This is a genomic window from Streptodolium elevatio (assembly GCF_040649515.1).
Lineage (GTDB): Bacteria > Actinomycetota > Actinomycetes > Streptomycetales > Streptomycetaceae > Yinghuangia > Yinghuangia elevatio.
In genome coordinates this window covers 1-24,520 of record NZ_JBEZFP010000105.1, presented here as the reverse complement: position 1 = coordinate 24,520, position 24,520 = coordinate 1, and the positions used below count along the sequence as shown (strand labels likewise).

General features: G+C 72.6%; 21 protein-coding genes. 17 read left to right on the top strand and 4 right to left on the bottom strand.

Annotated features, from left to right (window positions below; all coding sequences use genetic code 11):
* Positions 1-2: 2 nt before the first annotated feature.
* The 6 genes from AB0C36_RS31115 (at position 3) to AB0C36_RS31090 (ending at position 5,824) form a co-directional block, all read left to right on the top strand.
* A complete protein-coding gene (locus AB0C36_RS31115) occupies positions 3-944 on the top strand; it encodes an ABC transporter permease (protein ID WP_358360585.1) in 942 nt (313 codons plus the stop codon).
* On the top strand, positions 937-1,740 hold the full coding sequence (locus AB0C36_RS31110; protein WP_358360582.1) for an ABC transporter permease: 804 nt from the start codon (positions 937-939) through the stop codon (positions 1,738-1,740). Before AB0C36_RS31115 ends, AB0C36_RS31110 begins: the two co-directional genes overlap by 8 nt.
* Positions 1,737-2,717, top strand: coding sequence for an ABC transporter ATP-binding protein (locus AB0C36_RS31105; RefSeq protein WP_358360580.1), 981 nt, complete (start codon positions 1,737-1,739; stop codon positions 2,715-2,717). Before AB0C36_RS31110 ends, AB0C36_RS31105 begins: the two co-directional genes overlap by 4 nt.
* Positions 2,718-2,851: 134 nt before the next feature.
* Entirely contained in the window at positions 2,852-4,522 is a 1,671-nt protein-coding gene (locus tag AB0C36_RS31100) for a BCCT family transporter (RefSeq protein ID WP_435839152.1), read from the top strand.
* Positions 4,523-4,581: 59 nt separating this feature from the next.
* Positions 4,582-5,205 carry a class II aldolase/adducin family protein gene (locus tag AB0C36_RS31095; RefSeq protein WP_358360606.1) on the top strand — a complete coding sequence of 208 codons (624 nt, stop codon included), beginning with the start codon at positions 4,582-4,584 and terminating at the stop codon, positions 5,203-5,205.
* A gap of 46 nt (positions 5,206-5,251) precedes the next feature.
* Entirely contained in the window at positions 5,252-5,824 is a 573-nt protein-coding gene (locus tag AB0C36_RS31090; protein WP_358360578.1) for a hypothetical protein, read from the top strand.
* 21 nt (positions 5,825-5,845) lie between these two features.
* On the opposite strand, the gene AB0C36_RS31085 is transcribed toward AB0C36_RS31090, so the two are convergent.
* Positions 5,846-6,451: an AMIN-like domain-containing (lipo)protein gene (locus tag AB0C36_RS31085; protein WP_358360576.1), complete on the bottom strand. Its 606-nt coding sequence runs from the start codon at positions 6,449-6,451 to the stop codon at positions 5,846-5,848.
* A 262-nt stretch (positions 6,452-6,713) separates the two neighbouring features.
* On the opposite strand from AB0C36_RS31085, the gene AB0C36_RS31080 reads away from it, so the two are divergent.
* The 4 genes from AB0C36_RS31080 (at position 6,714) to AB0C36_RS31065 (ending at position 9,796) form a co-directional block, all read left to right on the top strand.
* Positions 6,714-7,181 (top strand): hypothetical protein, encoded by a 468-nt coding sequence (locus AB0C36_RS31080; RefSeq protein ID WP_358360573.1) that lies wholly within the window; start codon positions 6,714-6,716, stop codon positions 7,179-7,181.
* A gap of 88 nt (positions 7,182-7,269) precedes the next feature.
* Positions 7,270-8,442, top strand: coding sequence for a damage-control phosphatase ARMT1 family protein (locus AB0C36_RS31075; protein ID WP_358360570.1), 1,173 nt, complete (start codon positions 7,270-7,272; stop codon positions 8,440-8,442).
* 468 nt (positions 8,443-8,910) lie between these two features.
* Positions 8,911-9,141: a hypothetical protein gene (locus tag AB0C36_RS31070; RefSeq protein WP_358360568.1), complete on the top strand. Its 231-nt coding sequence runs from the start codon at positions 8,911-8,913 to the stop codon at positions 9,139-9,141.
* 52 nt (positions 9,142-9,193) lie between these two features.
* A complete protein-coding gene (locus tag AB0C36_RS31065) occupies positions 9,194-9,796 on the top strand; it encodes a hypothetical protein (RefSeq protein WP_358360566.1) in 603 nt (200 codons plus the stop codon).
* Here the strand turns inward: AB0C36_RS31065 and AB0C36_RS31060 are convergent.
* Positions 9,711-11,387: an MDR family MFS transporter gene (locus AB0C36_RS31060; protein WP_358360564.1), complete on the bottom strand. Its 1,677-nt coding sequence runs from the start codon at positions 11,385-11,387 to the stop codon at positions 9,711-9,713. The two genes, AB0C36_RS31065 and AB0C36_RS31060, sit on opposite strands and share 86 nt — an antisense overlap.
* Positions 11,388-11,462: 75 nt before the next feature.
* Positions 11,463-12,020, bottom strand: coding sequence for a hypothetical protein (locus tag AB0C36_RS31055; RefSeq protein ID WP_358360561.1), 558 nt, complete (start codon positions 12,018-12,020; stop codon positions 11,463-11,465).
* Between the two features lie 352 nt (positions 12,021-12,372).
* Between AB0C36_RS31055 and AB0C36_RS31050 the strand changes: the two genes are divergently transcribed.
* Entirely contained in the window at positions 12,373-12,795 is a 423-nt protein-coding gene (locus tag AB0C36_RS31050; protein WP_358360558.1) for an ATP-binding protein, read from the top strand.
* A 171-nt stretch (positions 12,796-12,966) separates the two neighbouring features.
* Here the strand turns inward: AB0C36_RS31050 and AB0C36_RS31045 are convergent, their stop codons facing one another.
* On the bottom strand, positions 12,967-13,617 hold the full coding sequence (locus AB0C36_RS31045; RefSeq protein ID WP_358360555.1) for a hypothetical protein: 651 nt from the start codon (positions 13,615-13,617) through the stop codon (positions 12,967-12,969).
* Between the two features lie 574 nt (positions 13,618-14,191).
* Between AB0C36_RS31045 and AB0C36_RS31040 the strand changes: the two genes are divergently transcribed.
* The 6 genes from AB0C36_RS31040 (at position 14,192) to AB0C36_RS31015 (ending at position 24,473) form a co-directional block, all read left to right on the top strand.
* Positions 14,192-16,072 (top strand): IucA/IucC family protein, encoded by a 1,881-nt coding sequence (locus AB0C36_RS31040; protein WP_358360553.1) that lies wholly within the window; start codon positions 14,192-14,194, stop codon positions 16,070-16,072.
* A 550-nt stretch (positions 16,073-16,622) separates the two neighbouring features.
* Positions 16,623-18,653 (top strand): IucA/IucC family protein, encoded by a 2,031-nt coding sequence (locus tag AB0C36_RS31035; RefSeq protein ID WP_358360551.1) that lies wholly within the window; start codon positions 16,623-16,625, stop codon positions 18,651-18,653.
* Between the two features lie 186 nt (positions 18,654-18,839).
* On the top strand, positions 18,840-19,718 hold the full coding sequence (locus AB0C36_RS31030) for a vWA domain-containing protein (protein WP_358360548.1): 879 nt from the start codon (positions 18,840-18,842) through the stop codon (positions 19,716-19,718).
* 7 nt (positions 19,719-19,725) lie between these two features.
* Positions 19,726-20,607: a hypothetical protein gene (locus AB0C36_RS31025; RefSeq protein WP_358360545.1), complete on the top strand. Its 882-nt coding sequence runs from the start codon at positions 19,726-19,728 to the stop codon at positions 20,605-20,607.
* Between the two features lie 10 nt (positions 20,608-20,617).
* Positions 20,618-23,170, top strand: a complete 2,553-nt coding sequence (locus AB0C36_RS31020) for a hypothetical protein (RefSeq protein WP_358360542.1) — start codon at positions 20,618-20,620, stop codon at positions 23,168-23,170.
* Between the two features lie 133 nt (positions 23,171-23,303).
* Positions 23,304-24,473: an alpha/beta hydrolase gene (locus tag AB0C36_RS31015; protein WP_358360541.1), complete on the top strand. Its 1,170-nt coding sequence runs from the start codon at positions 23,304-23,306 to the stop codon at positions 24,471-24,473.
* Positions 24,474-24,520 lie beyond the last annotated feature (47 nt).

Below are 24,520 nucleotides of genomic sequence, written 5' to 3'. Positions count from 1 at the left end.
TCATGCCGTCTGCCGCCGCATGCCCGCGACCACCTTCGTCCCGAAAGCCCGGCCCCTTCGGAAGGGGCCCGTACACGGACGCGGACCCGGATACTGACCCCGACTCCGGCCGCCCGTCGTCGAGCGCACGAGCCCTCTCCGACACCGTCCGCTGCTTCCTCGTACTCGCCTCCGCCGGGTTCCGGCGCTATTCGACGTACCGCCAGGCGATGATCGCGGGCGTCTTCACCAACGTCGTGTTCGGCGCGATGCTCGTCGCCGTCCTGACCGCCGTCGCCGAAGCGGGCGGCGGCCGCCCGGGCGGCTACACCGCCGCCCAACTCGTCACCTTCGTCTGGGTCGGCCAAGGCCTGCTCAACGTCGTCTGGTTGTGGAACTGGAAGGAACTGGCCGACCGGGTGGCCGCCGGTGACGTGGCCTCCGACCTGCTGCGGCCGGTCGACCCGCTGGCCGCGTACGCCGCCGCCGACCTCGGCCGCGCGGCGCAGGCCCTGCTCGGCCGCCTGCTGGTACCCGTGGTGTTCGGGCTCGTCTTCTACACCATGTACCTGCCGCAACATGCCGTCACGTACCCGCTGTTCGCGGTGTCGGTGACGGCCGCCACGCTCGTCAGCTTCGCCGGGCGCTACCTCGTCAACCTGTCCGCGTTCTGGCTGCTCGACGTGCGCGGCCCGGCAATGCTGTGGACGCTCGCGGTCGGCATTCTCAGCGGCTCCTACTTCCCGCTGCGCTTCCTGCCGGAATGGGCGCAGTGGCTGCTGTGGTGCGGCACCCCGTTCCCCAGCGTCTTCCAGATCCCGCTGGACGTCGCCGTCGAGCGCACCTCCGGAGCCACCGCCGCCGCCACGGTGCTGCTGCAACTCGTTTGGGCCGCACTGATGTTCGCGCTGTGCGTGGTCGTGCAGCGCAGGGCCGTCGTCCGCCTGGTGGTGCAGGGTGGGTGACTCCGCACGGGCGTACCGGGAGCTGGTCCGCGCCCAGATCCGCAGCCAGAGCCAGTACCGACTGTCGTTCGCCCTGGACGCCGGGCTGACCTCGGTGATGACGCTCCTGGAGATCCTGACCGTCATCGTCCTGTTCCGCGTCACGCCCGAACTCGGCGGATTCTCGCTGCGGGAGGCCCTGCTCATCGCGGCGCTGTGCGAGTTCGGCTTCCACATCGCCGACCTCGCGGTCGGCAACATCGAGGACGTCAACCGCTACGTCCGCCTGGGCCTGATGGACAGCGTCCTGGTCCGCCCGCTGAGCCCGCTCGGCCAACTGCTCGCCACCGACTTCCCGTTCCGCAAGGTCGGGCGGGTGGTGCAGAGCGCGGCACTGTACGTCGGGGTGCTCGTGTACGCGGACCTCGACTGGACGCCGGCCCGCGCGGTCCTCGCCGTCGTGGCGCCGCTGTCCGCCGCCGCGCTGTTCTCCGCCGTGTTCGTCGCGGGTGCCACGGTCGCCTTCTGGTGGATCGACTCGGGCGAGATCGCCAACGCGTTCACGTACGGGGGACGGCAGTTCGGCTCGTACCCCGTCACCGTCTACCCGTCGTGGCTGCGCTCGGTGTTCGCGTACGGCCTCGGCCTGGCGTTCGCCGGGTATCAGCCCGCCCTCGCCCTGCTCGGCCGCCCCGACCCGCTGGGCACCCCGGCATGGGTTGCATGGTGCACCCCCGCCGTCGCGGCGGTCGCGTGGACCGCCGCACTGCTGCTGTGGCGTACCGGAATCCGTCAGTACAGGAGCACAGGATCATGAGCCGTACCCCGCGCGTCACCCCGGCCATCCGCGCGACCGGGCTGCGCAAGGATTTCACCGTCAAGCGCAAGGCGGGCCGACTGCGGCGCACCACCCACACGGTCGCCGCGGTGGCCGGTGTCGACCTGACCGTCGGACAGGGCGAGACCGTCGGCTACATCGGCCCGAACGGCGCCGGCAAGTCGACCACGCTCAAGATGATGACCGGCGTGTTGACGCCGAGCGGCGGCGAACTGAGCGTGTGCGGCGTCGAACCCGTGCCGCGCCGCAAGCAGCTGGCCCGCCGCATCGGCGTGGTCTTCGGGCAACGCTCGCAGCTGTGGTGGGACCTGCCGCTGCGCGAGTCGTTCCGGATGCTGCGGTACGTCTACGCGGTCCCCGAGGCCGAGCACGCGGAACGCCTCGCGGCCTGCCGCGAGCTGCTCGACCTCGACGCGTTCCTGGACACCCCGGTGCGTCAGCTGTCGCTCGGCCAGCGCATGCGCGGCGAGATCACCGCGGCGCTCCTGCACGGTCCCCGGGTGCTGTTCCTCGACGAGCCGACCATCGGCCTTGACGTGGTGAGCAAGCAGGCGCTGCGCGGGTTCCTCGCCGACCTCGGCGCGGGCGGCGACGTGACGATCATGCTCACCACCCACGACCTCGCCGACATCGAACGCCTGTGCCCGAGGCTCGTCGTGGTCGACCACGGCCGCGTCGTGCACGACGGCACCCTCGCCGAACTGCACGCGCGCCATGGGTCGCAGCGCCGCGTCGTGGTGGACCTGGACACTCCGTACGACGAACTGCCGCACGTACCCGGTGCCAAGGTCGACCGGGTCGAGGACGACGGCCACCGCGTGGTCTTCGCCCTCGACGGCGTTCCGGCGGGCGGCCTCATCGCGCGCCTGGCCCAGCAGGGCGGGCTGCGCGATGTGGCGGTGCTGGAGCCGGACATCGAGGAGGTCGTCGCCCGCTTGTACGCACGGGGCGCGTGACAAAGGTCCGGGCACTCGGCGCGCCCCCGTGGGACAGGGTTCCGCACTCCCTACGATGACGCACGGACTATTGCCATGAAAGCTCATCAAACCCGGCAATAGCCCCTACGTTCCCGAGCGGATGCAGAGGTCCTGTGGCCAGCACCAACGACGGCACGGAGCGGCACGATCCCCGCGGGACCCACGGCGCCGCGCCTCCATCGGGGCGCGCCGTCGTGGATCCGGTCGTCGCGGCGCTCGGGTTCGGCCTGGTCCTCGCGGTGGTCCTGTGGGGCGTGTTCGGGCAGGACTCTCTCGACAGCACCACCGGGACCGCGCTCACCTGGGTCATCGACAACTTCGGCTGGCTGTTCGTGGTGGCGGCCGACGTCTTCCTGCTGCTCGCGGTCTACCTCGCGCTGAGCCGCTTCGGGCGTATCCGGCTCGGCCGCGACGACGAGGAGCCGGAGTTCGGCACACTCGCCTGGGTCGCGATGATGTTCAGCGCCGGCATGGGCATCGGCCTGATGTTCTACGCCGTCGCCGAGCCCATCCAGCACTTCGCCGCACCTCCGCCGGGCTCCGGCGTCTCGGCCGGCACCGGCGGCGCCGCGGGGGCCGCGATGCAGTACACGCTGTTCCACTGGACGCTGCACCCGTGGGCGATCTACGCGGTCGCCGGCCTCGCGCTGGCGTACGCGACGTTCCGCATGGGCCGCGGCAACCGCGTCAGCTCGGCCTTCGTCCCGCTGCTCGGCGAGCGGGCGAACGGCCGCCCGGGGCAGGCGATCGACCTGCTCGCCATCTTCGCGACCGTGTTCGGCTCCGCGACGTCGCTAGGCCTCGGCGCGCTCCAGGTCGCCAAGGGCCTCAACCTGACCATGGACGTCAAGGACACCGAGAGCCTTGAAGTCGTCATCATCTGTGCGCTGACCGCGGCATTCGTCGTGTCGGCGTTCAGCGGCATCCACCGCGGCGTCAAATGGCTGAGCACGGCCAACGTCGTGCTTGCCGTGCTCCTGATGGTCTTCGTGTTCGTCGTCGGACCGACCGTCTACATCCTGGGCGTGCTGCCCTCGTCCGTCGGCAACTACTTCCAGAACCTCACCACCATGGCCACGCGGACCGGGGCCTTCATCGGCACCGAGTGGCTGGGCACGTGGACGATCTTCTACTGGGCGTGGTGGCTGTCGTGGGCGCCGTTCGTCGGCACCTTCATCGCCCGCATCTCGCGCGGCCGGACGGTCCGCGAGTTCCTGGTCGGCGTGCTCCTCGTGCCGAGCGGCGCCAGCACCGTGTGGTTCGCGGTGATGGGCGGCAGCGCGCTGCGCATCCAGCAGACCGGGGAGGCCGACCTCGTGGCGAAGACCGCCGAGGGGCCGGAGAGCGCGCTGTTCGCGATGCTCGACGCGATGCCGCTGTACGGGCTGACCGCCACCGTCGCGATGGTCCTGGTGGCGCTGTACTTCGTGACCGGCGCCGACTCCGCGTCCCTGGTCCTGGGCTCCCTCACCAGCAACGGATCGCTCAAGCCGCCCTCGTGGATCGTGGTGATCTGGGGCGTGCTCATCGGCGCGGTCGCCTCGGTGCTGCTCCTCGCGGGCGGCCTCGAGAGCCTCCAGCAGGCGACGATCCTGGTCGCCCTGCCGTTCGTCGTGGTGATGATGGCGCTGTGCGTCGCCCTCGTGAAGGAGTTGCGCGACGACCCCGCGGCCAAGCACGAACGCCGCAGGTCACGGCCGCGCGGCCTGTTCGAGGCGGTGCGGGTGACCGTCGGCGAGGACGCCGAGCCCGAGACGTACGATCGTCGCCACGGCGGCATCTGACCGGCACCCGAGCCCTCGGACCGCCCCGCGACAGGAAAGACGGAGGGGCCGCCGTGCTCATGGAAGAGGCGCGCGCGGAGCTGTGCGCGTACGGTCGGCGCGCGGTCGGCGAGCGCTACGTCGTCGGCAGCTCGGGCAACCTGAGCGTGCGGGAGGGCGACCTCGTGGCCGTCACGCCGAGCGGTGTGCCGCTGGACAGGATGGCTCCCGGCGACTGCCCGGTGGTCGACCTCGCGGGCAAGGTCGTGGAAGGCGCGCACGCGCCGTCCTCCGAGACGCCGATGCACCTGGCGCTGTACGAGGCCGCGCCCGACGCCCGCGCCGTCGTGCACACGCACTCCGTCTTCGGCGCGGTGGTGTCGACGACGCGGACCGCCCTTCCGGCGATCCACTACAACGTGCTGCTGTTCGGCGGGCACGACGTACGCGTCGCGGAGTACGCCACGTACGGCACACCGGAGTTGGCCCGCAACGTACGCGCCGCGCTGCACGGCGGCCGGCATGCGGCGCTGCTCGCGAACCACGGCGGAGTGACCCTCGGCACCGACCTCGACGAGGCGTTCGAGCGCACCCGCATTCTCGAGTGGCTCTGCGAGGTCTACGTACGCGCCTGCGGCATGGGCGGGCCCCGCTTGCTCAGCACCGATGAACTCGCCGATGTGGAACGGCGCATGACCATTTAGCCGGGAGATCGCCCGAAGGTGTGCGCCGCGCACCAATATGGGGCGCATGACGAAGTGGGAACCGCCGCCGAGGCATTCCGCCGCATCCGTCTACCGCCGGTCACGTCGGATCCAGCGGTTCTATGTGCCCGCGCAGGCGTGGGCCGATCAAGCGTGGGCCGACCAAGCAGGGGCCGACCGAGCGGGAACGGGCCGACGGGGAGCCGACCGGGCCGGGCCCCCCGAACTCGGCGGCGGATACGTCGAACTGGACGTCGACGAGTGGGGGTTCGTCCGCGAACCGCCGCGCGATCGGCCGCCTGCCGCGATCCTCGCGACGGTCCTGCTGTTCATGTGGTCGGCCACGCTGGTGAGCGCCGTGGCGCTGGGCGTCGAGTTGGCCGTCGACGGCAACTGCGCGGACGGCATCGACGCGTGGTGGTGCACGGAGTTGGGCGCGCACATCCGCCGCACGCTGCCGTGGGTGGCCGCCCCGGTGATCGGGGCGGCCGGAACGGTCGGGGTTGTCGTTGGCGGCCGACTGACGCGCCGGCTCGCGGTGTTCGGGTGGCTGGCCGGGCTGGTCGCCTTGTGGGTGGTCGTCCGCCTGCTGGTCGACGCCGACCCGGCCGCCTGGTGAGGCCCTTCCTTTCGGTGCGGGTCAGTGGAGGACGTCGACGACGATCCGGCTCGGGTTGGTGAGCGTGGTCGTGCGGATCTCCGTGACGCCGGCCTTGGTGGCAAACCCGACGTTGAGGTGGCCCTCGAAGTCGCAGGTGACCGCGAATCCGGTGACCTTCGTCAGGTGCGGTGTGTAGACGAGCCGGGCGCCGGGATACGTCGAGTTGCCGTTCTCGTCGTGCGCGGCGGAGTTCGTGGTGATCTCGGTGTACTCGGTGCCGGTCAGCGGAACGGTCTGGCCCGAGCCGCAGTACTCCAGCTTGTCCGGGCCGCCGATCGAGCCGTAGGCGGGGAGACCGCCGGAGAAGTCGAGCACGATGCGGTCGAACGTGGCGTGCCTGCCGGTGCGGATGTTGGTCAGGTACGTAGGGGCGGGGACGGGCTCGCCGCAGACGGTCATCGGTGCGGCCGCGACGGTGCGCGGCACGGCGGCGGGGGTGGCGGCGTTCGCGGCGGTGACCGGGATGAGGGCCAAGGCGACGAACGTGCCGGCCGCCGCGGTCGCGACGGCGGAGCGGGTCGTACGGGAAACGCGTGCGCGTCGCCGCGGAGGCGACGGGGCGGTGCCGGTGGGGGACAGGTGCACGGGGGACCTCCCGCGGATCGTTCAGGTGCGGAGCGCGCCTGTGTCTTCCTAAGACGCGTTGGGCGTCTCGCCCGGTTGCTCCGGTTAGTCAGGTTCGGTGATGTTAAGTCGATCTTGTCCGTTCGGGTGGTGGTTGCGCCCGGACTTTCACTCGTGTGGATGAATAGGGGCGTTCTGACTGGCGTGCGGTCGCGGCGCGCGTCAACGTACTCCGGGACACGGCGCCGTCGGCGCCGCCACGGGAACTTCTGGAGGCTGTTGCATGGATCGGCGCCGCGTCGGATCCTGGTGTGCCGTCGTCGTCCTGGCTGCGGGTGCGGCCACGGCGTGCGGCGGAGGCGCCGACGAGAAGGTCGCCCCGGCGGGCAACGTCCCGGCGCCAGGCGCGGTCCCCGCGGAGGACCCCGCGGGCGGCGCGGCTCCGGGCAAGGCCCCCGCGGGAGGCGACAACTCCCGCCCCGGCCCCCGCACTCCGGCGCCCGCGCCCGCACCGGGCGACCGGCACAGCGGCGTCCCGCTCCCGCCCGTCGAAGCGGCGTCGGTACGCCCGGAGGAGCCGTCCTTCGGCGGCGCCGACGACCTGCCCGACCCGCCGGCGCCGCCGTCGGCCGGCGGGCCGCCCAGCGACCCGGTCGACCCGCCCGCGCCCCCTGTGACCCCGGCGCCCTCGGCTCCTCCCACCTCCGCCCCGCCCGCCCCGAGCCCCGAGGCGTCGCCCGGCAAGACCTGACCGCCGCGTCCGCGGAGCGGCGGCGGGGCGCACGGCGGAGCGTTGGCTAGGGTCGACGCATCTGCCGGGCTGCGTCGAGGAGAGTGGCATGGCCGGATCCAGCGCCGAGGTCATGTGGGACGTCCCCGGCTCGTTCGCCTGGGGCGTCTTCCACGAGCGGCATCCCCGACTGATCCACCAACTCGGCACCGACCTGCCGTTGACCGCCGAACAGCGGCATGCGCTGGGGGAGTTGCTCGACGAGACGCTGACCGGAACGGTACGCCCGCTGCCGGCCGACGCGCCGGACGCCGGACGCTGGGCCGCCTGGGGTGCCGGACGCTACGGCCGCCCGTGGGGCGAGACGTCGTTCCTCTGGGCGGAGAGCTACTTCTACCGGCGGCTGCTCGGCGCGCTCGGCTACTTCGACCAGGGAACCTGGCACGGTCTCGACCCGTTCGGTCCCGCGAAGGCGGCCGAACTGCACGGCGGCGCCGTGGACGCCGAGTTGGCGGGCCTCGACGACCTCCCCGAGTCCGCACCGGGATCCGCCGGCGGCCGCGCGCTCGGCGACGCGCTGCTGACCGCCTCGCTCTGGGGCAACCGCGCCGACCTCGGATTCCGCATCACGGCGGGCCGGGGAAGCGGGCCGGACGGGCCGCTGCTCGCCGACGGGCGCGAGGCGATCTGGAAGCACCTCGCCGCGCGTCCGGGACGCGTCTGCCTGGTCGCCGACAACGCCGGGCCGGAACTCCTCCCGGACCTCGTCCTGGTCGACCACCTGCTGCACACCGGCCTCGCCGAAGCGGTCGTCCTGCACGTCAAGCCGCACCCCTATTACGTGTCCGACGCGACACCCGCGGACACGTACGCCTGCCTGCGCCGCCTCCGCTCCGCGTCCGGCGCCGCCGCGGAGGTGGGGGAACGCCTGTGGCGGGAGGTCGAGTCCGGTTGCCTGGTGGTGCGTGCGCACCCGTTCTCGTGCGCGCCCCTGGGGTACGCGGACATGCCCGACGACCTCCGCCGCGACTTCGCCGCCGCCACGCTCACCGTCATGAAGGGCGATCTCAACTACCGCCGCCTGGTCGGCGACCGGCACTGGCCGGCCACCCGGCCCTTCGCGGACGCCGTCGCGCACTTCCCGGGACCGGTCGCCGCGCTCCGCACCCTCAAGTCCGACGTCGCCGTCGGCCTCGACGCCGCGACGGAAGCCCGCCTCGACGCCGACGAGCCCGGGTGGCGCACGAGCGGACGCCACGCGCTGATCCAAGCCCGACTCTGACGGCGCGGCCGCGGCGTCCGGAGAAGCGCCGTCCTCCGCCCGGAGAGGTCGGTGTGCGCTGTACCGTCCACGGCGCCCCGCTCGAAGGCGAGGACTTGTTCTCGATGACCAACGGGTAGGGCGACGAGTTCCCCGTGATGTCCCCGCGGCGGGCGCCTACATTCGCGGCTTCGACCACGAGTCACCCGTGAGCCGGTACGGCCAGGACGCGCCGTGGCCCGGATTGGTCGACTCAGTGCCGGAGATGCTCCGACCGTACGTCGAGGAACCGGCCTCTGCGATCCGCGCGGCACGCCGCTGCTCACCGCGTGCTTGTAGCGCACCCATGCCGACGCGGAGTGGCAGGTCGGCGACGTCGAGTTCCCGGAAGGCACGTCTGGCGACCCCGATGGGGTCGCGCACCTCTTCGAGCTGTTCCTCGACTGCGACCCCGAGGCGTTCCGGGCGTCTGCCGAGGACTACTACGCGGTGGAGCTCTACGCGGCGGCGCTCCGTCAGGTGCTCGAACTTCGGCCGCTGGCAGAGGACATCGTCATGCGCCTGAACCCGGAAGCGCGACTGGCGGACCTGGCCGACGTCATCGCCGCCGTCGACTGGCCGAACCCGACGCCGACCCCGATGCCGACCCCGACCCTGTCTCTCTCCGCCCCTGACCCGGACTGCTCTCCGGTAAGCGAGGGTCGTACCTCGTTCGGGTGATTCGTCTCAAGGTTTCCGGTGCCGGCGGTCCGCCTCGGCTTGCATGGTGGCCATGGGAAATCTTGTGAAGATCCAGGGCAAACCCGGGACACCGCAGGGGGTTTCGTGCGATGACGCGGGCCGCGGCGCGCTGACCGCCGCGGCGGTCGTCGGGGCCGACGAGTTCGACGACGCGCTGGTCGCGCTCCTCGCGGCCGAGGCCGCGGTGGTCGACGCGGCCGCCCGGCCGCGCGGGGTGGACCTGGTCCGCCTTGAACCGGCGCTCGCTCCGGGCAGCGGACCGGACCTGCCCGGCATACGTGCGATGGCGGTCGCACTCGCGGGCCGACAGAGACCCGCGATCCGCCGCGTCGGCGAGATCGCCGTACTGCTCGCCGGCCTCGCCGACCTGGGACGGCACGCGCTCGTCGCGGACCTGAGCGAACTGGCCGTACGCAGTCTCGCCGCCAACCCCCTGCTCGCCGCGAACCCCCAGGACTGGGTGTGGGATGCCGCGATGGACCTCGTCGACCTGCACGTCGTGGCGTGCTTCCGTACCGGGCGGCCGGCGATGCGCCTGCCCGAACCGCTCAGTCCCGCCCGCGCTCCCCTGGCGGTGGCGTCGCCGGCGGCCGTCGTCCCGCCGGCGGATGCTTCGGCCCGGTACCGGCCGTAGCCGCCGGCTCGGCCGGGAGCACCGGAGTCGGCCCCTTCCGCAACGGCAGTTCACGCAACGCGAGCGCCAGCAGGAAACCGCACAGCGCCAGCGGCACCGCCGTGGCGAAGACCCAGGACAACGCGTCGGCGAACGAGTCCAGAACGGCCGCGTGGGCCTCCGGAGCCAGCGCGTCGATCCGTTCGCGGGTGATCGTGGTGTGGTCGCCACCCAGCGCCTGCGCCTCGGACGCCGAGAGACCGTCCGCCAGCCGACGGGTGAACACCGCACCCAGCAGCGCCACCCCGAACGACGAACCGATCGACCGCGAGAAGGCGTTGAGCGCGGTGGCCACGCCGAGGTCGCGGTGGTCCACCGAATTCTGCACCGCGAGGGTCGTGACCGGGCCGATCGTCCCGAGTCCGAGCCCCAGCACGATGAGGGCGACCAGAAGTCGCCAGTACGGGCTGCCGGCGCCGAGCGTCGCGAGCAGCCCGAGGCCGAGCGCCGCCAGCAGCGTCCCGCCCACCGGGAACCTCTTGTACTTCCCGATCCGCGACACCACCCGGCCGCACACCGTCGAACTGACCAGCATCGCGAGCATCATCGGGGCCAGCAGCAGCCCCGATTCCGTCGGACCCTTCCCGTGCACGATCTGCTCGTACAGCGGCAGGAACGTGCCGATACCCATGAACAGGCAGCCGGCCACCAGCGTCAGCGGGCACGCCACCCGCACCACCGCGTTCCGGGACAGCAGCCGCAGCGGGATCAGCGGATCCACCGCCCGAGTCTCGACGAAGACGAACGACGACAGCAGCACGGCGCTCGCCGTGACGAGCAGCAGAATCTGCGGGGAGCCCCACGCGTACGTCGTGCCGCCCCACGTGGTGAACAGGATCAGCGCCGCCGTCCCGCACGACAGCAGGACGCCGCCGAGCCAGTCGAGCGGTCTGCGCTCGCGGCGGTACGCCGGCGGCCGCAGCACGAAGCTCGTCACCACGAGGGCGATCGCCCCGAGCGGCAGGTTCACATAGAAGATCCACCGCCACGACAGCGCCTCGGTGAGCAGGCCGCCCAGCAACGGGCCGCCGACCGTGGACAGCGCGATCATCGAGCCGATGAGGCCCTGGTACCGGCCGCGTTCGGCGGGCGGCACGAGATCGCCCACTATGGCCTGCGCGTTGCTCATCAGGCCGCCCGCGCCGAGCCCCTGGATCGCCCGGAAAGCGATGAGCGTGCCCATCGACTGCGCGAGCCCGCACAGCACCGAACCCGCGAGGAACACGCCGATTGCGGTCTGGAAGAGGTACTTCCTGCCGAACAGGTCGCCGAGTTTGCCGTACACCGGGGTCGACACGGCCATGGCCAAGGCGTACGCGGTGGTCACCCACGCCAGTTTGTCGAGCCCGCCGAGGTCGGAGACGATCGTCGGCAGCGCGGTGGCGACGATCGTCTGGTCGAGCGACGAGAGCAGGATGCCGAGCATCAACCCCGAGAACGCCAGCAGAATCTGGCGCCGGGTCAGGGACGGCGACGCCGAGGACTCGGACGTCGGGGACCCGGGAGTCGGGTGGGACGGCGATGCGATGCCGGCGGTATCCCCTGGTGGCATGGCCGCAAACTAGATGCGGTCTGCAATGAAGTCAACGCGCCCAGGGCCGCGCGTGTCGGAACAGACCCGCTGCCGCTAGGCGGCTGCCGTGGGGGTGGCGGCGGGCTTCCAGCCGTTGCGCCGCAGAATGTCCACCACGCCGTCGACACCGTCGCCGCGCAGGCGCTCCACGACGCGTACGCCGTCGATGCGCGACTTCATGTCGGCGGGCGTCAGGCCCCGCTCGATGCACTCCTTGGCGAGCTCGTGCTGCGCCGGGAGCAGGCCCGCGGTCAGCCACCCGTGCACCTGTGCGGCCGTCAGGTTCAGGCGCACCCACGCGGCGGCCATCTCGGAACGCCACTCGGGCGTCGTACGCGGGTCGATCTGCTTGATGACCCGGCCGATGTCCAGAAGGCGCGTCTGCCGCAGGTCGGAGACCTGGGGCGGGGCCGACGGGCCGGGGATCGAGGCGCGCGCCGCGGGCGCGTGCCGGGGCTGGTTACGGGACTGGTTGCGCTGCTGGGGCGCGGACTGCCGGGAGTCGGAGTTGCGTTGTGCCCGGGGCATCGTGGTGGCCCGACGGCGCGGCTGGCGGCCTTCGAGCAGGTTGGCCAGCATGAGCCGTTCGAGCGCGTCCAGGTTGTCGTCCACCCGCATCACCCTTCTGTGGGACTGAGCGGCGGTTGCCGGAGCCATCTTGGACGGGGGCTCCGACACCGCAACGCGCGGATATGGGCACACCCCTCGGGTGCGCCGTCACATACGCAGACGCCACGGTCTTGCCCACGATCCGCGTATTTCACACACGCGATCGATCAACGTTTCGTGTTCATGTGACGATCCGTCAATCTGCTTGCATCGCGCGCGCGATGGTCCGCGCCGTGGCGCACGCCGTGGCGCGCCACCGGAAGCGGGCGGTCACGGTACGTGTCGTCTCGGTTGCGCATGATCGGACCCCCGTCCGGGGCATTAGGCTGGACCACCGCGCGAGGAGGTGGGCCCCGTGACTCTGGGATACGACAGGTCCTGTTGGTTCACGCTGCCCGCAGAGTCCGCGGCGGTCCCGCAGGCCCGGCGTGCCCTCGCCGACCATCTGACCTACTGGGGACTGCCGGGCGACCACGATCTCGGGTACGGGCTCCGCCTCATCGCCTCCGAGCTCATCACCAACGCCGTCGAGCACGCGGCCGTCGTGTCGCCCGAGATCGTGGTGACCCTGACCGTGCACGACGGGTGGCTGTGGCTGGGGGTCCGCGACCGCCACCCGTACCGGCCCGTCGCGCTGCTCGAGACGGTCGACGACACGTCCGGGCGCGGCCTGTTGATCGTGCGCCGCATCGTCGACGAGACCGGCGGGCAGATCCACATCGAGGCGCACGCCGACGGCAAGACGCTGTGGGTCATCCTGCCGTGGCCGGTGGCGTGACCGCCCTTCGGCCGAGACCGCGGACGGGACTTCGTCCGGGATCTCGGGCGTGATCCCGGACGGGACTTCGGACGGGGTTCCGTGCGCGGTCCCGGGTTCGGGGTTCCGTGTTCCTGATTCCGGGTTCCAAGCGAGGCATTGCGGGGTTCGGCGCGAGGATTCGGGAGGGTGTCAGGGGCACGACACCCCGAGCTTCTCGGCGAGGGGCCGGATCTCCTCGTTGTCCAGCGTGTCCAACTCGGTGAGCTTCGCGTCCGACGCGTTGGCGGCGTCCTGCACGTCCGCTTCGTCGGTCCCGGGCTCCGCCGCGAGGAGCGCCTGCGCGGAGCTCTCCGACAGCAGTTCGGCCCGCTGGATGTACTTGTCGCGCCACTGCTTCGCGTCGTCGTCGGTCGGCAGCGGAACGGCCTTGAGCTGCGTCACGATGCCGTCCATGCGGCGCGACAACTGCGCCAACTCCGCGGCGTAGCCCGGGAGGTCGCCGGCGTCCAGGGCGGCGTCCTTGGCCTGGAGCCGGTCGGTGAACTCGGTCGTCTCCTTGCCGCAGACCTCGTTGACCTTCACGACCCAGCCCTCCAGGGTCGGCTTGCCTCCGGCGTCGTTCGCGACCGGCGCGACCGGCGCGGCGGACTTGTCGTCCGTACCGTTCGACAGGTCGAACGGGCCCACGCCCATGGCCAGGAGCACGCTCACGACGGTCGCGATCGTGCCCACGAGGGTGAGCAGCACCATGAGCTTCCCGCTGCGGTCGCCGCCACGGGGTGGCGGGCCCGGGGGCATCAGATGCCCGGGCGCGCCGCCCGGCCCGTACGGCGGGGGCATGTGGTGAGGGGACGACGACCGTCGTTGGTGACCCCAGTAGCCATTCATTTGTCGTCTCCGTGTCCAAGCCGGTCCATGTAGGAACGCCCTGCCGGCACAGGCATGTGCGGGCAGGGTGATGCGACGTCGGCCGTGACGGGTGACCGCGCGATCCGGAAGGACCCCCCCTTCGGATGACACGCGGAGATGGAACTTTCCCCCCATTCCGGCCGCCTGACGATGCCTCGGGCCCGGGGGACCGCGGCGCCGGCAGGCGCACTTCGCATGGTAGCGACCCACCCGGGGCGGAACCCGGGCGGTTCGGCGAATCGTTGGGTTGGACGGGTGGCTGTGCCCTTCGGTTCCCGCGGAATGGGTTACCGTTCTCCGAACAGCACACGGAGCAGGCACGCGGAAAGGCCTGCCGGGCGCGTCGCCCGGCTCGCCGACCGGAAGCAGGTGCGCCGCCGAACACCGCCCCACCGCACGGCCGTTGTCGACCACGGGGAGGTCCGTACAGCCTATGTCGCCATCCGGTCAGGTACCGGCGACGCGGGTCGCGCACCAGCGGCCCGGATCGCCCACCCTCCCGCCCGTGCCCGACCCCGGCGGCCCGCCGTCGGACGCCGACTTGACCGAGGCCGCCGACCAGGCGGCCGTCGAAGCGCTGCTGCGCTGCCTTCTGCGCGAGGACGGCGTGGTGGTACGCGACGGACCCGTCGTCCGGGTCGCACTCGCCGACAACGGCCCCGTGGTCGAAGTGGCGCTGGAATACCGCTCGCCGACCGGCTGGCACCGCTTCGGCCCGGTGCGCATCGCCGAGGCGGACGAGGGCGGCGCCCTCGACGCCACCGCGCTCGCCGCCCTGCTGTGCGCCGACCGCCGCGCCGACATCGCGGCCGAATTCGCCGCGCGCGTAGGGGACTCGGTGCGCCGGACCGCGCGCCACCTGATCGTCCGGCACGCCGAGGAGGCCGCACCGCCGGGCCCTCGGACCGAGGATTCCGCGGCGCACGACGCACGCGTGCCGGACACCCGGCCGCACGATGCGCGTGTCCCGGACACCCGGACGCCCGAGCCGGAAGCGGAACCCGGCCCGCCACACGGGGCCGGCGAGGCCACCGCGCCGACCCCGTTCCTCGAGGCCGAGCAGGCGCTGCTGCTCGGACACCCCTTCCACCCCACCCCGCACAGCCGGCAAGGCGTCGACGATGCCGAGGCGGAACGGTTCTCCCCGGAGCTGCGCGGCCGCTTCCCGCTGCACTGGTTTGCCGCGGACCCCGGCATCGTGCAGCTCGACGAAGACCTGATCGGGCCACTCCCGGCCATTTTCGCGGCCCTCGCCGGACCGGGCCTCGAACGCCCGGCGGGGACCGTGGTCTTCCCCGCGCACCCTTGGCAGGCCCGGGACGCCGCCACCCGGCCCGGCGTCCGCGCGCTGCTGGACGCGGGGCTGCTGCACGACCTCGGCCCGGCCGGGCCCGCGTGGTCGCCGACGTCGTCCGTCCGCACGCTCTACCGCGCGGACGCGCCGGTCATGCTCAAGACCTCCCTGGGCGCCGAGGTGGCGGACTCGCGCCGCGAGAACCTGCGCTCCGAGATGCGGCGCGGACTGGCCGTGCACCGCATGCTCGACGCCGGCCTCAAACGTGTGCTGCACGGCGCCCACCCCGGGTTCGACGTGGTCCGAGACCTCGGCTGGCTCACCTTGCGCGCGCCCGGCAGCACATGCGAGAGCGGGCTCGAACTCGTCGTACGCGACAACCCGTTCGGCCCCCGCGACCGGGTCGTGTGCGTTGCCGGTCTCACCGCGTCCCGACCCGACCGCCCCGCACGCCGCTCGCTCCTCGGGCGTACCGTCCATCACCTCGCGGTGCACACCGGGCGCCCGCCCGCCGAGGTCGCCGACACCTGGCTGGGCCGCTACCTCGACGTCGTGGTGGCACCCGTGCTGTGGCTGTACGCCGAGTACGGGCTCGGCCTGGAGGCCCACCAGCAGAACACCCTCGTCGTCCTCGACGGCGACGGCTGGCCCATCGGCGGGCGCTACCGCGGCAACCAGGGCTACCACTTCTCGGCCGCGCGCGGCGCGCCGCTCGCCCGGTGGCTGCCCGCGGACGTACGCGAAGACGCCGCGACGTGGTCCACCGACGCCGTCGTCGACGAACGGCTCGGCTACTGCGTCGGCGTCAACAACGTGCTGGGCCTCGTCGGTGCGCTGGGCGCCGAAGGACTCGCCGACGAGACACGGCTGTTGGCGCGCGTACGCGAGTTCCTGCGGCAGGTGCGTACGGCGCACGAGCAGGCCGGCCAAGGGCTTCTTGCCGGTGACCTGATCACGACGCTGCTGGACGCGCCCCGGCTACGCTGCAAAGCGAACCTGCGCACGCGCGTCGCGGGCCTCGCGGCGCCGCCGGGCCCACACACGAACCGGACCGTCTACGTCGACATCGCGAACCCCATCGCCGCAACCTGACCCGGGTTCCACCCCGCCGAGCCGCCACGAACCGACAGTGGGAGCGCCCCCGCGGATCGTCCGCCGGACAACCGCGGGGCGCGCTCCCGGCCTGCTGCCGCGCCGACGCCGCCGAGGGCGCCGACCGCCGTGCCGGGTCGGCGTCAGCCGCGCTCCCACCCGGCTAAGCCTGATTCCACGACCTGATTTCACGCAACGACTTCACGCCCCACCTCACGCCACCCGCTGACCGGGCGGGCGCCCAGTTGATCCCCGCACACTGCAATTGCCTTTGCTCCCAACCGACTTACCACTGCCCGGTCTTCCGTCCCGCCCCGCCTTGCCCACTCGGCGCACGCGATCTTCTTCGGCGACCCTCCGCCACACCCGCGCGGACCGTACGCCCGATGCTCCGGCGCCACCCACCGAACTCCCGGGCTTGCCCCGCGCGACCGGATGATCCGACCGGTATCCGGCTGACGTCCGGTGGATCCTGCATTACTTTCGGCGTGTGCCAACCGGCCCGCGGCTGGCGCCCGGCACCGCGCCACCGCGTACCTCAGGAGGGCCCGTGCCGCTGCCCGACTTCCCCGAACTCACCGGTTCCGCCTGGCAGCGGGCATCCACCGGGCTCCTGCTGGCACTGCTCGCCGAATACGCGTACGAAGGGCTGCTCAGCCCGATCCGCGACGAGGCCGACCCCGATGCCCGGGAATCCGGCACGCGGACGGACGCGGACTCGGGTACCGACTCGGACGTGCGCCCGGACGTACACACGGCCGAGGCGGCGCACTTCGGAGCCGGCGAGGAATCCTCCACCGCGGTCGGTGACGGCCGGCCACCTGCCCCTGCTTCCCCCGCGCACTCCGTGGCCCATCCCGCCCCGCGCTACCGGCTCGAACTCGCCGGTCATGCCGTCTACTCCTTCCGTGCCCGGCGCGGCGCCTTCGGCGCGTGGCGCATCCAGCCGGGGTCGGTCCTGCGGGTCGCCGACGGAGCCGCCGCCCCGGCCACCGACCCCGCCCGGCTGATCGTGGACGCCCGCGCCGAACTCGGGCTCGGCCCCGACGCGACGGCGCGCCTGGTCCGCGACGTGAGCGTGGCGCTGCTCGTCGCGGCCCGCGACGACGCCCGCGAGCGCCCGTCCGCCGCCGAACTCGCCGACATGGCCTACCTCGACCTGGAAGGCCGGGTGGGCGGTCGGCCCGGCCTTGTGCCCGACCGGGTGCGGCCCGGATTCTCCGCCACCGACGCCACCCGGTGGGCGCCCGAGGCGCGCAACCCGATCCGCCTGCCGTGGGCCGCCGTGCACCGAGCCGTCGCGGGGTGGCACACGAGTTCCCCGGACCTCACCGAACAACGGCTCCTCACCGAGGAGTTGGACCCGTCCACGCGCCGCCGCTTCAAGGCCCGTCTCCGCGACCGGGGCCTGAACCCGGCCGACTACATCTGGCTGCCGGTGCACCCGTGGCAATGGGACGAGATCGTGCTGCCGCTGTTCGCCGAGGACCTTGCGCACGGCCGGATCGTCCCGCTCGGCGACGGCGGCCCGGACCGCTACCTCCCACGTCAGGCGGCGGGCGGCTTCACCAACCTCGACCGGCCCGGGCGCCGGGACGTGGCGCTTCCCCTCGCGGGCCCCGAAACCCCGCTGTGCCTCCCGGTCTCGCGGCCGACGCCGGCCTCGCCGCAGACCACGCGGTGGCTCGTCGACCGCTATCACGCCGACCCGTTCCTGCACGGCGAGAGCCGCGTCATCCTGTTGGCCGACCTCGCCTCGGTGACCGTGCGCCACCCGCATCTGGACGCGGTACGCGACGACGCGGGAGGGCTCCCGTACCGAGCGCTGCTCGGTGCCTCGTGGAGCGAACCACTCGCGGCCCGCCTCGACGCCGGCGAACGCGCTCGCCCGCTCCCGGCTCTGCTGCACCGAGACCACCACGGGCGCGCGCTGGTCACCGAGTTGGTGGCGCGTTCGGGTCTGGCGCCCCGCGAATGGCTGCGCTGGTTGTGCAGCGCGCTTCTGCCGCCGCTGTTGCACCTGCTCTACCGCTACGGGCTGGCCCTTCCCGCGTTCGGCGAATCGCTCGTCGTGGTGTCCGACGCCGGCGAGGTCCCGGTGCGCCTCGCCGTCCGCGACACCGCGCGCGGGCTCCTGGCCTGCGTGGACGCGGACGGTACGCCCTTCCCCGAGACCGATGGCCTTCCGCTCGCGACCGCCGCCGCCCCGGGGGCCCCCGGCCGCCACGGCGGACCGGTCGAGGCGTGGGGAGCGGACGGGCCCGGCCGCCACGGGACCGCGTACCGCCCCGCTGATCTCGGCCGGTTGTTCGGCGGCGGGTTGTTCGGCGGCCCACTGCGCCACCTCTCGGCCCTCGCGGACGACGATCTCGGGGTCCCCGAGCCGGTGTTCTGGGCCCTGGTCCGCGCCGAGGTGGCGCGCTACCAGCAGCGGTTCCCCGACCTCAAGGAGCGCTACGCCCAGTTCGACCTGCTCGGTCCGCGCCTGGCCCGGCACAGTCCCAACCGCGACCGGCTGCCCGGCCGGCGCCCCGGACCTCCGGAGACCGTCCCGAGCCCCCTGCACGGGCCCGAGACGTGACCGTGAGGCCGACGCGCGCCATCCCGCGGCATGACACCCCGTGTGCGACATTCCGGGTGCGATATTCCCGGGTGTTCGGGAGCCGGAGGAAAGTCCCTTGGACTGCGGAGACTCGCCGTACCTAGGCTGGAGCGAGTCCGGAACGCCGGTACCGCGCCATGCCCACGGGGCCCTGGGGGACGCAGCATGCCGTACACCGCAGAGATCAGCCGAGCCCACCCCGGCTGCCTGATCTTCCTGATCGACCAGTCGAGTTCGATGGACGACCCGATCGGCACCGCACCGGGGGAGGGCGGCGGCTCTGCCGCGTCGGACACGCCCGCCACCCCGCCGCGCAAGGCCGACGTCGTGGCCGACGCGCTCAACCGGCTGCTGTTCGAACTCTCCGTGCGGTGCGCGAAGGAGGAAGGCGTACGCGACTACTTCCACATCGCGGTGATCGGCTACGGCCACACCGTGCTGCCCGCGCTCTCCGGCGGCCTCGCGGGCCGTGAACTGGTGCCGCTCAGCGAGATCGTCGAGCACCCGGCCCGTTTCGACGCCCGGACGCGGAAGGTCCCGGACGGCGCGGGCGGTCTGGTCGAGCGCACGGTCGAGGTCCCGGTCTGGGTCGAGCCGGTCGCGTCCGGCGGCACCCCCATGTGCCAGGCGGTCGGCGCCGCGTCGAAGCTCGTGCAGGGCTGGGTCGACGCCCACCCCGAGGGCTTCCCGCCCATCGTGCTCAACCTCACCGACGGCGAGTCCACCGACGGCAATCCGGCCGAGGCCGCCACCCGGCTGCGCTACCACGTCACCGCCGACGGCGAGGCGCTGATGTTCAACCTGCACATATCGACCAACCGCGCGACGCCTGTGGCGTTCCCCGGGCCCGGCGACGAGCTTCCCGACAAGTACGCGCAATTGCTCTACGCCATGTCGAGCGAACTCCCGCCCGGCATGCGTGCGTACGCCACCGAGCAGGGCACCGATGTCGCCGACGGGGCACACGGGTTCGTCTTCAACGCCGACCTGTCCGCCGTGGTCCAGTTCCTCGACATCGGCACCCGCGCGGCGGACATCCGGTAGCGGCCGCATGCGTGCCCACGTCACGGTGCTCGCGCTGCACAAGGGCGGAGCGGAGCCGCACGAGTACGAGGACGCCGCATGGGTCGGGAGCCGCGGCGTCCCGACCGTCCAAGGCGGCAGTGCGGTCATCGGCGCCGACCGCAGCATGCTGCCGCCGCCCGGGCCGACCTGCCGACGGGGCGGGGTAGGGAGGGTCACCAGCGTGCGCGCGGCGATATCCGACGGCGCCTCCGACAGCCTGCTGGCCCGGCGCTGGGCCGAGGTGCTGGTCCGGCAGGCGGGCGGCGCGCCGACCGGACTCCTGCGTACCGGCGCCGGGTTCGCCGACGTGCTCGGCCGTGCCGCGAACCGCTGGCCCGACCTCATGAAGCGGTACGAGGACGCGCGCGAACTCCGCGGCCGTCCGCTCGCCTGGTACGAACGCCCCGGATTCGAGCGCGGCGCCCACGCCACCCTGCTGGTCGCGCACTTCGCCGCGCACCGCTGGGCGCCCGCGCGCGGGACCTGGTCCGCGGCGGCACTCGGCGACACCTGCCTCTTCCACGTCCGCGGCGACCAATTGCGGCTCGCTTTCCCGCTGGACAGGTCCGACGAGTTCGACAACCACCCGGCACTCGCGGCCAGCCACGGCAACGACCGCGACGCGGTCGAGGCGCACGTACGGGTCGTCGGCGGCTCATGGATCCTGGGCGACCGCTTCTACCTGGCGAGCGACGCCCTGGCGGCATGGTTCCTGCGCAGCCGGGAGGAAGGCGGACAGCCCTGGCACGCACTTCGCGTCCTCGACTCCGCGTCGCCCCGCGAACTTGCCTCCTGGATCGAACGCCGCCGCGCCGCCCGGGAGTTGCGCAATGACGACGTGACACTGATCCGCATCGAGCCCCGGTGAGGCGGGCCACGTGACCGCCGACGGCGGGCGGGTGACGGGGGCCGTCGCGGACGGGGAAGAAGGGCCGTACCCGACGGGTGCGGACTACAGCGAGGCGATCCGCGACACCACGCTCTGCTTCGCCCATCCGACGGTGGCCGGCGGCCTGGTCGCGATGGGTCCGCTGCGGATGCCGCGGGCGGTGTCGGGGAACTTCGGCAGCGTGTTCCGGATCACCTCCACCGGAGCGAACGCCTCCGGAGCGGGGACAGCCGGGCGGGAGTTCGCCGTCAAATGCTTCACGCGCGCGGTCCCCGCACGCCTGCGGCGTTACCGGGCCATCGGTGACGCACTGCGCGCGGTGGACGCCGATTGGCGGGTCGGCGTCGAGTACGTCCGGCGCGGCATCCTGGTCGGCGGCCAATGGTTCCCGGTGATCTTGATGGAGTGGGTCGAGGGCACCGGTCTCATCCCGTGGATCGAAGATCATCTCGGCGACCGGGCGGCACTTGAAGGTCTCGCGGACCGGTTCGCGCGGGTGGCGGGGGAACTGGAGGCCCACGGCCTCGCGCACGGGGACCTCCAGCACGGCAATCTGATCGTCGCGCCCGACGGCGGCCTGCGGCTCATCGACTACGACGGCATGTACGTCCCGTCGCTGGCCGGGCTGCCCGCCGCCGAACACGGGCACCGCAACTACCAGCACCCGCTGCGCGGATCGCGTGACTTCGGTCCCGGCCTCGACCGGTTCTCGGCCCACCTGATCCATTTGACGCTGCGTACGCTCGCCCGCGAGCCGTGGCTGTGGCGCACCTTCCACGAGGACGGCGGCGAGCATCTGCTGCTGAAGGCCGAGGACTTCACGGCGCCGACGCAGTCGGACCGCTTCTCCGCCACCGCGTGCGCGTCGCCCGCGCTCACCGACGAGTGGGCGCGCCTCGCCCACTGGGCCACGCGGCCGATGGCCGAGACGGGGCCGGTGGGCGACCCGATCGTCCGGGTGTCGGGGCGACGCGGCGGCTTGCCGCCGTGGCTGGCCGAGGCCCTGACCCGGAGCGAGACGCCGGACGGGACCCAGAACGGGACCCAGAACGGGACCCAGAACGGCACGCAGGACGGGACACAGCACGGGGCACAGCACGGAACGCAGGACGGGACGCGAGCGGAGACGCCGGTGCCGTCACCCGCGTCCCCGTCGGCAACTGCGGCTGCCGCAACCCCCGAAGGTCCTGGGAGCTCGGGCAGGCCCAAGGACCCGGGGGCGCGAGGGACGGCGACAACCGCAGCGGCGTCGGCCGCGAACGCGTCCCAGTCGACCACGTCGTCTCCGGCTGCCGCCTCGGGGCCGACTGCCGCTGCGAACCCAGGCGCCGCTTCTCCTGCGAGCGCCGCCTCGACTCCGCACACGGCGTCGACCTCGGGCCCCACAGGTGCGCCCGCGGCCGCCTCCCCGACGGCGCCCCTCCCCGGATTCCTCACCGTGCCGCCGCGTCTGACCTGGGGCCTGCGTACCGCACTGTCTGCGCTGGTGGTGCTCGCCGCCGTCGCCGGAGTGGGTATCGCACTTGCGGGCCCGTGGGTGTGGGCCACCGTTGCCGCGGTGGCGACAGGCGGGGTGGTGACCGCCTCGGCGCACGGGCGGGCGCGGCGGGCGTACCGGGATTCGCCGGAACTCCGGCGCCGGGACACGGCCTTGACGGTCGTCGACGACGCCGAGGAATTGGTCGGGTTCGCCGACCTCCGCGTCAGGCGGGCGCGTGCGGCCTGGGACGACGCCCGCCAGGCGCATGCCGACGTCGCCGCACGGCAGATCGCCGACGGAAAGCTGCTGCACAGCCGCTACGAGTTCGAGCGCGAGGCGGTGGAGAAGCGGCTCGCCGAGGTGCTCGAATCCGTCGAGCAGCGCCGGGTCCTGCTGGAAGGCTCCGGCGGGCGCGAGGAGTTGCTCGCGCTGCGGGCGCTCCAGGACCGGGCGCTCGACGAGGGACTGCGCCGCCACCCCATCCCCGCCGAGATGTTGGGGAGCCGCATTGCGGCGGTGCTCCGCGACGAAGGCGTCCGGACCGCGGCCGACTTCACCAGGGTCACGTCCGCGGTGCCGACGTCGGCCGAGCGGCGTGCGCAGGCCGTCGTGTCGCGTCCCGGCGGCACCGTGCGCATCGACGGCATGAGCCCGGCTCTCGCCCGCGGGCTCCAGGAGTGGCGCGACGAGGTGGTGGAGGAGCTGCGGATCCGGCTGCCGGCGGTGCTGCCGTACCAGGAGGCGCAGGAACTGCATCGCAGGCGGGCCGACCGGCGGCTCGACCTCGCCCGGCAGGCAGCTCGGGCCCGGACCACCGCGCTGGACGAACTTGCGGACCTGGACGCCGACTTGGCCGCCGAGGAGCGCCGCCTGCAGGGATCGGGGGCCGGTGACGTCGCGCGCGCCGCAGCGGCGGTACGCGACGCCGAGGGTGTGCTGGCGGCCGCCGGCGACGCGCACCGGGGCGCCGCGGCGGCCCTGGACGCCGCACGGGCCGAGGTCGAAGGCTTTGCGGCGCTGACGTACCGGCGGTTCCTGCTGGACGTTTTCCGCGGCCGCTGACAGGTGTCCGCACCGCCGTCCAAATTCTTTCAATCGTTCGACTGAAATCCGGTCTTGTGCGACACGTGTCGCCTGGGCGAGGCTTCCTGCCGCAGTCCGCCGTTCCCCGGTCGGCCACCAAGGAGTTCCGCGCATGCGTCCAGTCGCACCAGCACGACGGTCCGGGCCCCGCGCCGTACCGCGCCGCCGCTTCACCGGGTGGTTCCTCGTCCTCGCCCTGCTGTGCGGCCTCGGCCTCTCGGCGCCGGGGGCGCAGGCGACCCCGACCACCAATCCCGCGAGCGTGTGGTGGGAGGCGTACCCGAACCTCCCGCTCTACCCGGACAACAGCACCAACCCGGGCAAGCGCGTGATCGACATCGGCATCCACTCGCCGTCGACCGACAACATGACGGTCAAGTGGGTGCGCGTGCTGCTGCCGAAGAACTGGTCCAAGACCGCGAACCGGACGTGGCCCACGCTGTGGATGCTGCACGGCGGCGGTGGCGACCACACCAGCTACACGACCGACACCCATATCGAGGAGATGGTCGCCGACGAGGACGTCATGGTCGTCATGCCCGAGACCAGCAAGTGCAGTTCCTACACCAACTGGTGGAACTACGACGATGAGTCGCAGCCGCCGAACTGGGAGGACTACGTCGTCGACGAGGTCAGCCAGATCCTCGAGTCGCAGTACCGGGCGAGCGGCGAGCGGTCCGTGCTCGGCATCTCGATGGGCGGCGGCGGCGCGATGATGCTCGCCGGGAAGCACCCCGGGCACTTCAAGGCGGTCGCCTCGATCAGTGGTGCGGTCAACATGCTGCACTACGACGCGGAGGAGGCCATCCAAGGTCCCAGCGTCGTCAAGGCCGGCGCGCTGCAGTGCGGCGTCGACTGGAAGCGCATCAACGGCGAACCGGGCTACCCGTTCTACACGAACGTCCAGTCGGACGAGCGGGAGAAGCAGCGCTGGATCGACAACAGCGCGCTGGGCGTGGCCGAAGGGCTGCGCGGCACACCGCTGTTCGTGTCGTTCGGCAACGGCAACACGGTGGACCCGGGCTGGGTGTGGAACGGTGCGCAGACCGCCACGCCGTCACCCGGCCGCTGCCAGGCCACCGCTCCGCCCAAGGGCTTCGACGGGGTCGGCAGCTTCGTCGAACGGGCGATCCGCGGGCAGAACCACGACTTCGTGAACGAGCTGGCGGCACGCGGCATCGCGGCCACGGTGTGCATGACCTACGGCCAGCACGAATGGCAGTACTGGGAGCGCGAGGTCTACGCGGCGCTGCCGATGCTGCTGGACGCGATCGACGCGTGACGGACGGGGGTCGGGGGGGGGCCGGGGGGGGGGGGCGGGGGCGGGCC